General features: G+C 30.0%; 13 protein-coding genes. All 13 read left to right on the top strand.

What is annotated here, in order from left to right:
• Nucleotides 1–17: 17 nt before the first annotated feature.
• The gene (gene aroQ, locus B2P65_RS01555; protein WP_150846162.1) at nt 18–461 is read left to right on the top strand and encodes a type II 3-dehydroquinate dehydratase; all 444 of its coding nucleotides are present in this window, start codon (nt 18–20) and stop codon (nt 459–461) included.
• A gap of 52 nt (nt 462–513) precedes the next feature.
• Entirely contained in the window at nt 514–792 is a 279-nt protein-coding gene (locus B2P65_RS01560) for a hypothetical protein (protein ID WP_346879489.1), read from the top strand.
• Between the two features lie 535 nt (nt 793–1,327).
• On the top strand, nt 1,328–1,867 hold the full coding sequence (locus B2P65_RS01565; RefSeq protein ID WP_035130168.1) for a helix-turn-helix domain-containing protein: 540 nt from the start codon (nt 1,328–1,330) through the stop codon (nt 1,865–1,867).
• Between the two features lie 63 nt (nt 1,868–1,930).
• A complete protein-coding gene (gene potA / locus B2P65_RS01570; protein WP_346877266.1) occupies nt 1,931–2,980 on the top strand; it encodes a spermidine/putrescine ABC transporter ATP-binding protein in 1,050 nt (349 codons plus the stop codon).
• A gap of 1 nt (nt 2,981) precedes the next feature.
• Nucleotides 2,982–3,818, top strand: a complete 837-nt coding sequence (locus tag B2P65_RS01575) for an ABC transporter permease (protein ID WP_035130173.1) — start codon at nt 2,982–2,984, stop codon at nt 3,816–3,818.
• Nucleotides 3,812–4,594, top strand: a complete 783-nt coding sequence (locus B2P65_RS01580) for an ABC transporter permease (RefSeq protein ID WP_346847365.1) — start codon at nt 3,812–3,814, stop codon at nt 4,592–4,594. Before B2P65_RS01575 ends, B2P65_RS01580 begins: the two co-directional genes overlap by 7 nt.
• A gap of 4 nt (nt 4,595–4,598) precedes the next feature.
• Nucleotides 4,599–5,648, top strand: a complete 1,050-nt coding sequence (locus B2P65_RS01585; RefSeq protein ID WP_346847366.1) for an ABC transporter substrate-binding protein — start codon at nt 4,599–4,601, stop codon at nt 5,646–5,648.
• Nucleotides 5,649–5,882: 234 nt separating this feature from the next.
• Nucleotides 5,883–7,313: a potassium/proton antiporter gene (locus B2P65_RS01590; protein ID WP_346847367.1), complete on the top strand. Its 1,431-nt coding sequence runs from the start codon at nt 5,883–5,885 to the stop codon at nt 7,311–7,313.
• A gap of 181 nt (nt 7,314–7,494) precedes the next feature.
• Nucleotides 7,495–8,601: a glycine cleavage system aminomethyltransferase GcvT gene (gcvT, locus tag B2P65_RS01595; protein WP_346847368.1), complete on the top strand. Its 1,107-nt coding sequence runs from the start codon at nt 7,495–7,497 to the stop codon at nt 8,599–8,601.
• 12 nt (nt 8,602–8,613) lie between these two features.
• Nucleotides 8,614–9,009 carry a glycine cleavage system protein GcvH gene (gene gcvH, locus B2P65_RS01600; protein ID WP_346878510.1) on the top strand — a complete coding sequence of 132 codons (396 nt, stop codon included), beginning with the start codon at nt 8,614–8,616 and terminating at the stop codon, nt 9,007–9,009.
• Between the two features lies 1 nt (nt 9,010).
• A complete protein-coding gene (gene gcvPA, locus B2P65_RS01605) occupies nt 9,011–10,351 on the top strand; it encodes an aminomethyl-transferring glycine dehydrogenase subunit GcvPA (protein ID WP_346847369.1) in 1,341 nt (446 codons plus the stop codon).
• Nucleotides 10,351–11,805, top strand: coding sequence for an aminomethyl-transferring glycine dehydrogenase subunit GcvPB (gene gcvPB / locus B2P65_RS01610; RefSeq protein ID WP_346877267.1), 1,455 nt, complete (start codon nt 10,351–10,353; stop codon nt 11,803–11,805). Before gcvPA ends, gcvPB begins: the two co-directional genes overlap by 1 nt.
• A gap of 159 nt (nt 11,806–11,964) precedes the next feature.
• Nucleotides 11,965–13,344, top strand: coding sequence for a dihydrolipoyl dehydrogenase (gene lpdA / locus B2P65_RS01615; RefSeq protein ID WP_346879490.1), 1,380 nt, complete (start codon nt 11,965–11,967; stop codon nt 13,342–13,344).
• The last annotated feature ends 21 nt before the right edge of the window (nt 13,345–13,365 follow it).

Consider the following 13,365-nt stretch of genomic DNA (forward strand, 5'->3'; position numbering starts at 1 on the left):
TATAAGAGGTGATTGCTATGAAAATTATGGTTATAAATGGACCTAACCTGAATTTTTTGGGCATAAGGGAAAAACATATATATGGCTCAAAAAGCTTTGAGAAGATTGAAAATTACATAAAGGAATGCTCTAAATCCTTAGGACATGACATAGAGATGTTACAAAGCAATATAGAGGGAGAAATTATTAACTTCATCCAAAGGGCATACTATGAAAAATATGATGGAATAATAATTAATCCAGGTGCCTTTACCCATTATAGTTATGCAATCTATGATGCTATAAAAAGTGTAAACATAGATACTGTGGAAGTTCATTTATCACAGATTTATGATAGAGAAGATTTTAGACAAAAATCAGTTACTGCTCCAGCATGTATAGGTCAGATATGTGGTTTTGGAGAATATGGATATATAATGGCTATGAATGCTCTAGAAAATAAAATGAAGATTTCTAGCTAAAGTAGGTTATAATACTAATTAAACATTTGTAACCTAGGAGGAAGGGAAACTTATGGATGAGCTTAATAATAGGATAATAGACATCTATACAAGTCTTGCTGAAAGTGGAGTTAGATTTTATTATGAGGATGAAATTAACCCTTTTAGCGAAATAAAAGAATTGAATTCTTGTAATGAAAAATACCTATGGTTCACGACTGATGGAGAAAATGAAGTTAAAGTATCCATAGAAGATTTCAGAGTATATCATTCAAAGGAAAACATTAATCTTTATGATTGGGTTGAAATAAGAGAATTTGATAGGCTTTTGGAAGAATTAAGTGAGAACTAGTAGAATCAAATGAAAAATAAACAACTAAGGTGTTAATTACTTAGTTGTTTATTATTTTTTTAAAATTTATAAATTGTGGATAAAATAAAGTAAATTTTCAGAAAAAAGGTTGATAATCTAAGATTTATCCACTTAGTGTTAATTATATTGTGGATAGAGTTGTGGAAAATGTTAATAATTACATTATTTTACAATGAAAAATATATAGCATTTATTGTGATTATAAGGTATTTTTTTAAAATAGTTAAAGTAAATTGTCTTTCTAGTATTTGGTAGAAGGTTAGTACAATTAATACTAGGAAGTTTTTATTATGGAATATACTTAGTATTACTAAACATGAAGAATATTAATATAAACATATTTTCATAAACATAAGGTATATTCAAAGGTTCATTATGAAAAAAAAATCATGAAAATATAAAAAAAATTTAATAAATCTATTGATTTATTAATAAAAAAAATATAGAATAATATTGTTTGTTTAGTAAATGTAAACTTAAGGTTTAGTATAATACATAAGATTGAGGTGGAATCGTGCAAATTGGAGAGAAGATAAAAAGTCTTAGAATCGAAAAACAGTTAACACAAGAAGAACTTGCAAACAGATGTGAATTATCCAAGGGGTTCATATCTCAAATTGAGAATGATCTCACATCTCCATCTATTGCAACACTTATGGATATTCTTCAGATACTAGGCACAAATTTAAATGAATTCTTTAGTGAGAAAATTAATGAAAGAGTTAAGTTTACAAATGATGATATGTTTGAAACTGAGGATGAAGATCTAAAGTATAGATTAAAGTGGCTCGTACCAGATGCTCAAAAAAATCAGATGGAGCCTATAATGCTCACATTAGAACCAAATGGAAAATACAAAGAAGAAACTCCTCATGAGGGAGAGGAATTTGGACTTGTGCTTCATGGTATTGTAAACCTGCATTTAGGAGATAAGGTATATAAAATACGTAAGGGAGAAAGCTTTTATTTTAAGCCAAAGTCTAATCATTATATTTCAAATACAGGAAAAACTGAGGCAACAGTAATATGGGTAAGTACACCACCGTCATTTTAAGTAGACAAATTTAATAAGGTGACACAAAAGTATAATTAGCATTATGTTATAAAAGAGGTGTTTATGTTGGGTGATAATATAATTGAAATTAAAGGTATATCTAAAACCTTTGAAGACAACAAAGTTTTAGACAATATAACTTTAGGGATAAAAAAGAATGAGTTTATAACATTACTTGGTCCAAGTGGCTGTGGTAAAACTACTACATTAAAAATTTTAGCAGGTTTTGAAACTTGCGATGAAGGTGAAGTTATATTTGAAGATAAGAAAATCAATGACTTACCTCCATATGAAAGACAGATTAATACAGTGTTTCAAAAATATGCACTATTTCCTCACATGAATGTATATGAAAACATAGCTTTTGGATTAAAAATAAAAAAACTTTCTAAAAGCGAAATTGATAAAAAAGTAAATGAAGTTTTAAAATTAGTAGATCTTAAGGGCTTTGAAAAAAGAAAAATTGAATCTCTAAGCGGTGGTCAGCAACAAAGAGTAGCTATAGCAAGAGCTATTGTTAATGAGCCAAAGGTATTACTTCTTGATGAGCCTTTAGGTGCTCTTGACTTAAAGCTTAGAAAAGAAATGCAAATAGAGCTTAAAAGAATACAAAAACAATTGGGAATTACTTTTGTATTTGTAACCCACGATCAAGAAGAAGCACTAACTATGTCTGATACTGTGGTAGTAATGAACAAGGGAGTGATTCAACAAATGGGTACTCCGGAAGATATATATAATGAACCTGAGAATAAGTTTGTAGCTAGGTTTATAGGAGAAAGTAATATTACAGACGGAATAATGTTAGAAGACTTTAAGGTTAAATTCTGTGGACGTATATTTGAATGTGTTGATAAAGGCTTTGATAAAGATGAATATATAGATGTGGTAATAAGACCAGAGGATATAAAAATAGTAAATAAAGAAGAAGGAAACTTAAAAGGGATAGTAAAATCTTCTGTATTTAAAGGAGTTCACTATGAATTAGAAGTAGAGGAAGAGAGTATGAACTTTATTCTTCATAATACTAAAAACTTTTCTATAGGTACAGAAATCGGAATGGATATTTATCCAGAAGACATTCACATAATGAAAAAGTCAGGAGAAGCGTAGAATGAAAAAGAAATCATATTTAGCTTATCCTTATGTATTGTGGAGTTCCTTGTTTATAATAGTACCTCTTCTTCTAATAGTATTTTTTAGCTTTACAGAAAAAGTGAGCGGAAGCTACCAATTCTCTATAAATAATTTTAAAAGATTAATGGATCCTTTATATATAAAGGTATTTACTAGATCTATTAGCTTAGCCTTACAATCAACAATTTTATGTTTAGTAATGGGATATCCCATTGCGTATATGATATCAAGAAAACCAGAGAATAAACGTGGAATGCTTATAATGTTATTTATTCTTCCAATGTGGATGAATTTCTTGCTTAGAACCTATGCATGGCTTGCAATTCTAGGAAAGAATGGTTTGCTTAATAACTTACTTAATATCATTGGGTTAAACTCAGTAGATATACTATATACAAATGGTGCAGTGCTTCTTGGAATGGTGTATAACTTTCTTCCATTTATGGTACTACCAATATATACATCGCTATTAAAGATGGATCAAGATTTAGTTAATGCTGCTTATGATTTGGGAGCCGGAAAAATTACAGCTTTTATGAAGATAATTTTTCCTTTAAGTATACCAGGAGTTATCTCAGGAATAACTATGGTATTTATGCCAGCGGTATCTACCTTTGTAATCTCGCAACTTTTAGGTGGTGGAAAGCACATGCTCATAGGAAATTTAATTGAGCAGCAGTTTACTTCTGTTGGAGATTGGAACTTTGGTTCTGCAATATCTATCCTTATGATGATATTAATTTTATTAGCTATGGGATTAACCTCTAAGTTTTCAGATGATGATGAAAAAGGAGGAGGTAGAGTATTATGGTAAAAGCAAAAAAAATATTTTCAAATATATATTTGATTTTAATATTTATATTTTTATATGCTCCTATTTTTGCCCTAGCACTATTTTCTTTTAATGATTCAAAATCCATGGCAAGATGGCAAGGGTTTACTTTTAAGTGGTATCAGCAATTGTTTCATAATGATAGAATAATTTCAGCTTTAATAACCACTGTAGTAGTAGCAATATTGGCATCAGCAATAGCTACAGTCATAGGAACAATAAGTGCTATAGGGATAGATAGAATGAGGGGGCCTAAAAAGGCAATGCTTCTCAATATAAACTATCTACCTGTATTAAATCCTGATATAGTAACAGCAATAGGTCTTATGATACTTTTTATATTTTTTAATATGAAGTTAGGATTTTTAACTATGTTACTTGCACACATAACTTTTAATATACCATATGTAGTTTTATCTGTATTGCCAAAGTTAAAACAACTTCCAGACAATGTAGAAGAAGCTGCTATGGATTTAGGCGCAAAACCTATGTATACCCTTAGAAAGGTAATACTTCCACAGATAAAACCAGGTATAATTTCAGGATTTTTAATTGCTTTTACTATGTCTATAGATGACTTTATTATAAGCTTTTTTAACACTGGAAATGGAGTAACTAACTTATCAATCGAGGTTTATTCTATGGCAAAGAGAGGTATTAAACCAGAGATTAATGCACTGACTACATTAATGTTTATAACAGTATTAATACTATTATTATTATCTAACAGAAAGCAAGCAATGGTAGGGAAGGAGTAATAAGATGAAAAAATTAAAAAAAATTATAGCTCTAGTATGTACAGGGGTAATGGTGACAGCTATGCTTACAGGTTGTGGGACAAAATCCTCTAGTGATGTTTTAAATATTTATAACGTTGGGGATTATATAGATGAATCTCTAATAGAAAAGTTTGAAGAAGAAACTGGTATAAAGGTAGTATATGAAACCTACGATACCAATGAAATCATGTATCAAAAGATAAAGAGTGGTGGATCAAAATATGATTTAATAGTTCCATCAGATTATATGATTGAAAAGATGAAGGATGAGAAATTAATCCAGAAGATAGATTATTCTAATATTCCTAACTATAAAAATATAGATGAAAGCTTTAAAAAGCCTAGCTATGATGAAAATGATGAATATAGTGTACCTTATTTCTGGGGAACTTTTGGTATTCTTTATAACAAAAATATGGTAAGTGATCCTGTAGATAGTTGGGACATTTTATGGAATGAGAAATACTCTGGAGAAATCCTAATGCTTGATTCAGTTAGAGATACTATGGCTATTGCCTTAATGAAGTTAGGATATTCTCAAAATAGCATAAATGAAAAAGAACTAGATAAAGCTAAGGCTGAATTAATAGCTCAAAGACCTTTAGTTCGTGCTTATGTTAATGATGAAGGTAAAGATAGACTTTTAGGAGAAGAAGCTGCTATGGGAATAGTTTATTCTGGAGATGCAATAACTCTTATGGAACAAAATGAAAACCTAGCTTATGGAATCCCTAAAACGGGTACCAATAAGTGGGTAGACGCATTATGCATACCAACAGATGCAGAAAATAAAGATTATGCAGAGAAATTTATAAACTTTATGTTAGAGCCGGGAAATGCTGTCCAAAACATAGATTATATAGGATATTCTACACCAAATAAAGCAGCTCTTGAAATGCTTTCACAAGATGTTAAATCTAATCCAGTAGCTTATCCAGATAAGACTCTTCTTGATAAATGTGAATCATTCATAGACCTTGGTGACAACATTAAGCTTTATGATGAAAGATGGATTGAAATAAAATCTAAATAGTATAAAAATAGTATAAAAATAGTAGCTAACCTATTTATGGTGAGCTACTATTTTTTATATCATGATGAAAATTCATTAAAATTTTTGTTAAATTTAATAGACTTTACACAAATATAATTTGATTAGGGAGGAATTTTTATGTATTGAATTCAATTTTATTGTATAATATATATATGAGAATATCTAAAATTAAAAAAATTAATTATAATAAATAATATAAATTAAGGAGGTAATATGCTTGAGTTAATGATTATATGTGGATTAGTATTACTAATTTGCATAACATCCAGTAAAGTATTATATAAGTTTGGTGTACCAATGTTACTTATATTCATCATTTTAGGAATGTTATTTGGCTCAGATGGTGTAGTAGGAATATATTTTGATAATTATGAGCTTACAAGAGAATTATGTTCCTTTGGGTTGGTATTTATAATGTTCTATGGTGGGTTTGGTACCAATTGGAAAGAAGCTAAACCTGTTGCAAGAGAATCCATTTTAATGTCTACATTTGGGGTAATAATCACATCAGGATTGACAGGATTATTCTGTTATTTTGTCCTTAAAACAAGTCTTTTAGAAGGGTTGCTAATAGGCTCCATAGTTGGGTCTACAGATGCAGCATCAGTATTTTCTATATTACGTTCACAGAAATTAAACTTAAAAGGAGAAATTGCATCTATACTAGAGGTTGAAAGTGGAAGTAATGACCCTATTGCATATATGCTAACATTAATAGTTTTAACATTAATGAATAATGGGGGTATCAGCTCAATAGTACCTACAGTAATTGGACAAATTATTTTTGGTATATTAATTGGGGTGATATTATCTAAGCTAACGGTCTATATAATGAGAAATGCAAATTTTGAAGTAGATGGATTTTATACAATATTCATAACGGCAATTGCCATTTTATCTTATGCATTAAGTGAATGGGTAGGCGGTAATGGATATTTAAGTGTTTATATAGCTGGTATTATCATTGGAAATAGCAAAATTCCACACAAGAGAAGCTTAGTTCATTTCTTTGATGGAGTATCGTGGATAATGCAAATTATGCTATTTTTTGTATTAGGTTTATTAGCATTTCCTTCTGAATTACCAAGTGTTATAGGGAGCTCTATATTAATATCAATATTTATGATAATAATTGCACGTCCAATCGCAACCTTTAGCGTTTTAAGTTGGTTTAAGATACCATTTAAACAACAGTTGTTTGTTTCTTGGGTAGGATTAAGAGGGGCAGCTTCAATTGTTTTTGCAATATATGCAATAACATCAGGGATACCATTAGAAAATGATATATTTCATATAATATTTTTTATAGCTTTATTATCAGTAGCTATTCAAGGCACATTAATCCCTAAAGTAGCTAGAAAGTTAGATTTAGTAGATGATACAAAAACAGTATTAAAAACATTTACCGACTATCAAGAAGATAGGTCTACAACATTAATAGAGTATAATGTTGACTCGAACAGTAGTTGGAAAGAAAAGACTATAATGGAAGCGGATATTCCAGAGGAGATACTTATTGTAATGATAAAAAGAGATAGTGAAATAATAGTTCCAAAAGGCTCTACACTAATTAATCAAGGTGATATATTAGTTTTAAGTGGAAATAATATAGAATATTTATTAGAAAAAAATGTTGGATCGTAGATTTTGTACAAAGTGGCTATAGAACTTATAGCCACTTTAGTTTTGAAATTTATATGAGGATTAATATAGTTATGAATTATTTTATTCTTAAATATTGTATTTTGAGTAAAATATTGCATATAAATAAATTAGCGTTATAATAGACTTATATACATTATTTTTAATTTAAGGAGGGAGTTAATTGGACAATTTAAAAGTTACTCCTTTAAGAGGAGAATATGAGAAGAATGGTGGAAAAATTGTAGAGTTTGCTGGGTATGAATTACCTACTCAATTTAAGGGAATTCTACATGAACATGAAACCGTAAGAGAAAGAGCAGGTTTGTTTGATGTTTCTCATATGGGTGAAGTGCTAGTAAAGGGAAAGGATGCTGAAAAATTTGTTAACTATCTTTTAACAAATGATGTGAAAACACTAAAAAATGGAGATGTCATATACAGTTTCATGTGTTATCCAAATGGTGGTGTTGTAGATGACTTACTAGTGTATAAATTTTCAGAAGATTATTATTATTTAGTTGTAAATGCAAGCAATAAAGAAAAAGACTTTAAATGGATGTTAGATAACAAAGATAATTTTGAGGTAACCATTGAAGATATTTCTGATAGTGTTGCTCAATTGGCACTTCAAGGTCCAAAAGCTCAAGAAGTATTACAAAAATTAACACAACTTAATTTATCAGATATAGGATTTTTCCAGTTTAAAGATGATATAGACATATGTAATAAAAAAGTTTTAATTTCAAGAACAGGATACACTGGTGAAGATGGCTTTGAAATATATGCAAAACCTGAGGATGTAGTAGTCTTATGGAGAGAAATACTTAAAGCTGGAGAAAATGAAGGTGTTGAACCTATTGGACTTGGCGCTAGAGATACACTAAGATTTGAAGCTACCCTTCCATTGTATGGGAATGAAATGGATGAAACTATAACTCCATTAGAAATGGGTTTTGGATTTTTTGTGAAACTTAATAAAGAAAATTTTATTGGTAAAAATGTTTTGATAAAACAAAAGGAAAATGGAGTAACCAGAAAATTAGTAGGATATGAATTGATAGATAGAGGTATAGGAAGACATGGCTATATAGTAATTAAGGATAATGAAGAAATAGGACATGTAACCACTGGATATATGTCTCCTACCTTAAACAAAACAATAGGATTTGCGTTAATTGATGCTAAGTACGCAGCATTAGGTACAGAAATTTTTATAAAAGTTAGAAATAAAGAATTAAAGGCAATGGTTGTCAATAAGAAGTTTTATAGTAAAAAAACTCAAAAATAAGGGGGATTAATCATGTTAGTATTGGAAAATTTATTGTATACAAAGAATCATGAATGGATAAGAGTAGAAGAAGATAAAGCTTATATAGGAGTTACAGATTGTGCACAAAAATTATTAGGTGATATAGTTTTTGTAGATTTACCATCAGAAGGTGATGAGTTTTCTAAGGGAGAAGCTTTTTCAACAATTGAATCTGTTAAAGCTGCTGAAGATATTTTCATGCCTGCAAGTGGTAATGTACTACAAGTTAATGAAGAGTTAACTGATAATCCTATTCTAGTAAATGAAAATGCATATGACGCTTGGATGATTTGTGTAGAATTATCAAATAAAGATGATTTAAAAGATTTATTAAAAGCTGAAGAGTATGAAGAATTATGTAAAGACCTATGTAAAGAAGGTGAATAATATGTTTCCTTATATTCCTATTACAGAAAGAGAAAAAAAACAAATGCTTGATTTTATTTCTGTAAAATCAATAGAGGATTTATTTAAAGATATTCCGGATAATTTAAAATTAAATAGAGAATTAAACATTGATAAAGGTTTATCTGAGTTAGAAGTTGAGAAAATAATGACTAACTTAGCTAATAAAAATAAATCTATAGAAGATTTTATTTGTTTTTTAGGTGCAGGCATGTATGATCATTATGTTCCTTCTATATGTAAACATTTAACTGGAAGAACAGAATTTTATACAGCTTATACTCCATATCAACCTGAAATTAGCCAAGGAACTTTACAAGCAGTTTTTGAGTATCAAACTATGATTTGTAACTTAACAGGTATGGAAGTTTCAAACTCATCTATGTATGATGGGGCTACAGCAGCAGTAGAAGCTTCTGTAATGGCTATAGAAAATACAAAGCGAAATACCATAATAGTTTCTAAAACAGTACATCCGGACACAAGACAAGTTTTAAAAACTTATCTAAAATATAAAGGGTACGATTTATTAGAAGTTGATGAAAGTAATGGAGTTACAGATATTGAGAAGGTAAAATCATTATTAAATAAAGATGTAGCAGGAGTTATTATACAAAGTCCAAACTTCTTTGGAATTATAGAAGAGGTAGAGGAATTAGAGAAGGATATCCATTTAAATAAATCTTTACTTATTATGAGTGTGGATCCATTATCTTTAGGTGTTTTAAAAAGCCCTGGTGAACTAGGGGCAGATATAGCTATAGGGGATGGTCAAAGTCTTGGTGCTAATATTAACTTTGGAGGACCGGGTCTAGGATTTCTAAATACTACTAAAAAGCTTATGAGAAAAATGCCAGGTAGAATTGTTGGAGAAACTGACGACAGTCATGGTAATAAAGGATATGTATTAACACTTCAAGCAAGAGAACAACATATAAGAAGAGAAAAAGCTACCTCTAATATATGTTCTGATCAAACATTGATGGCAATAGGTGCTGCTGTATATATGGCTACAATAGGAAAAGAAGGTATAAAAGAAATAGGAGCTCAATGCATCAAAAAGTCTCACTATGCTTTTAATCAATTAATAGAGAGTGGTAAATATAAGCCACTATTCAATAAACCATTTTTTAAAGAGTTTGCAGTGAAATCTGATACTTGCTTATGTGAAATAAATAACAAATTACTAGATAATAATATTTTAGGTGGATATATTTTAGAAGAAGATTACCCTCAATATAAGAATTCTATGTTACTTTGTGTAACAGAAAAAAGATCGAAGGATGAAATAGACAAATTAGTTAAAGTGATGGAGGAGATATAATGAAAAGTTATAATAAAGTTATCTTTGAACTATCATGTGAGGGTAAAGTAGGTTATACGCTTCCACAAATAGATGTGGAGGATATAAATATAGAGTCTGTTATACCTAAAAATATGTTAAGAGAAGAGGATGCATATCTTCCACAAGTAAGTGAAGTTGATGTAGTTAGACATTACACTGCTCTTTCTAATAAAAACTATTGTGTAGATAAGGGGTTCTATCCTCTAGGTTCTTGTACTATGAAATATAATCCTAAAATTAATGAAGATGTGGCTATGTTTTCTGGTTTTAGTAAAATTCATCCTAAAGAATCAGCAGAAAATGTACAAGGTGCATTAGAACTTATCCACGACCTTTCCTTAAAGTTATGTGAAATTACAGGTATGGATGATTTTACATTGCAACCCGCTGCTGGAGCTCATGGTGAATTCACAGGACTTTTATTAATAAAAGCATATCATGAAAGTAGAAATGATTTTAAACGTAAAAAAATAATAGTTCCTGACTCAGCTCATGGTACAAATCCTGCAAGTGCAAAAGTGGCAGGTTTTGAAATAGTTGAAATTAAATCTGATAAGGATGGATTGGTTTCAATAGAAGAACTAAAAAAAGTTTTAAATGATGAAATAGCGGGACTGATGCTTACAAATCCAAATACTTTAGGTTTGTTTGAGAAAAATATAGAGGATATAAGTAAGTTGGTTCATGAAGCAGGCGGACTTTTATACTATGATGGAGCAAACTTAAATGCTATTATGGGAAAAGCTCGTCCTGGTGATATGGGATTTGATGTGTGTCATTTAAATCTTCATAAAACATTTTCAACACCACATGGTGGTGGTGGTCCAGGAGCAGGTCCAGTAGGCGTATGTGGTAAACTTTCTAAGTTTCTTCCGGTTCCAATTATAAAAAAGGAAGAAGAGAAGTTTGTATTTGATTATGATAGACCTGATTCTATTGGAAAAGTAAGAAGTTTTTATGGGAATTTTGGAGTGTTAGTTAGAGCCTATACCTATATACTAACTATGGGAAGTGAAGGACTGAAAGCTGCTTCAGAGAATGCTGTATTAAATGCAAATTATATAAAAGAAGCTTTGAAAGATTATTATAAGGTAGCTATAGATGAGGTATGTAAGCATGAAGTTATCTTTGCTGGTTTAAAAGATAACCCAAATCATATATCAACTTTAGATGTAGCTAAAAGATTGATTGACTATGGTGTACATCCACCAACAGTTTATTTTCCTCTAATAGTTGAAGATGCTCTTATGATAGAACCAACTGAAAGTGAAAGCTTAGAGTCCATCAATGAGTTTGTTGAAGTTATGAAGATAATAGCTATAGAAGCTAAGGAGAATCCAGAAGTTTTACATGAAGCTCCTCAAAATGCTTTAGTAAGAAGGTTAGATCAAGTTAAAGCAGCAAGAACACCAATCTTAAAGTGGAGTAAGTAACTTTTTAAGAATTAAAATTTATAGGCATTAATATAATAATGTCAAAGATTATATTAATGCCTTTTTATAAATATTTGTTAAAGTTTTAACTAAAATAAGCTTGCATATAAAGTTAATATAGTAATTCATACAGAACATATTAATACGAGGAGTGTAGTTATGAAAGATATAATTGTAATAGGCGGAGGACCTGGTGGTTATGTGGCTGCCATTAGAGCAGCGCAATTAGGAGCAAAAGTGTGCCTTATAGAAAAAGAAAATTTAGGTGGGACATGTTTAAATTATGGGTGTATTCCAACTAAAACCATATATAGAACTGCAGAACTTTTTAATAACTTAAGTCATATTGAAGACTTTGGTATTAAAGCAAATAATTTTGAAATAGATGTAGATAAAATTCAAGAAAGAAAAGGAAGCATTATAAAAACCTTAGTAACTGGAATAGAAGCTCTTTTAAAGGGAAATAATGTAGAACTTATAAGGGGTAAAGCTACATTAATTGATAAAAATACTGTAACAGTATGCAGTGAAGAAGAAATAACTATTAAAGGAAAAAATATAATTATAGCTACTGGATCTCAAGCTGAAATCCCATCCATTGAAGGAATATATGATAGTAAACATATTATAACAAGCACTGAACTTTTAGATTTTAATCATATACCAAAATCCTTAGTAGTTATAGGTGGTGGAGTAATTGGAATGGAGTTTGCCAGCATTTTTAATGCTATGGGAAGTAAAGTTACAGTGATAGTTGCGAGAAATTCTATACTATACGATATAGATAAAGATATTTCAAAGAGATATTCAGCTATGGCAAAAAAGTCTGGAATAGAGATTCTTACTTCAACTAAAGTTATAAGTTTTAGAGAGACTGAAGAAATAATTATACAATGTCAGGGTAAGAAAGGTGACTTTGAAGTAAGAGGGGAAAAAGTACTTCTTGCAAAGGGAAGAAAACCTAATTTTGAAGGTATTGATGTAGATAGATTAGGAATAAACACATATAAAAAAGGCATAGTGGTTGACGAAAATTATGAAACTTCTTTAAAGGGTGTATATGCTGTTGGAGATGTTAATGGGATTTCACTTCTTGCTCATGCAGCTTCTCACCAAGGGGTGGAAACTGTGGAACATATATTATTAAATAAACCTTGTCATAAAGCAGTGATTCCTTCTTGTATTTTTACTTTCCCTGAAATAGCAGTAGTAGGAATTACAGAAGAAGAAGCTAAAGAAAAGGGAATAAACTATAAAAAAAATAAATTTATGTTTGGTGCCAATGGAAAAGCTTTAGCTTTAGGTGAAGGTGAAGGTTTGGTAAAAGTTATAAGTGATGAAAACAATGTGATTTTAGGTGTGCACATTCTTGGACCCCATGGGTCAGATTTAATACTAGAAGGCACTATCATGGTTGAAAAGGAAATGACGGTGTCAGAGCTGAAAGAAGTGGTTCATAGTCATCCAACGTTAGGTGAGGCACTACATGAAGCTGTCTTAGGATTAAATAAAGAAGCTATACACAGTATAAATAGGTAACTACTATTTTTAAAATATGCA

It is taken from the genome of Clostridium sp. UBA3061, assembly GCF_002367465.1.
Taxonomy (GTDB): Bacteria; Bacillota; Clostridia; order Clostridiales; family Clostridiaceae; genus Clostridium_J; species Clostridium_J sulfidigenes.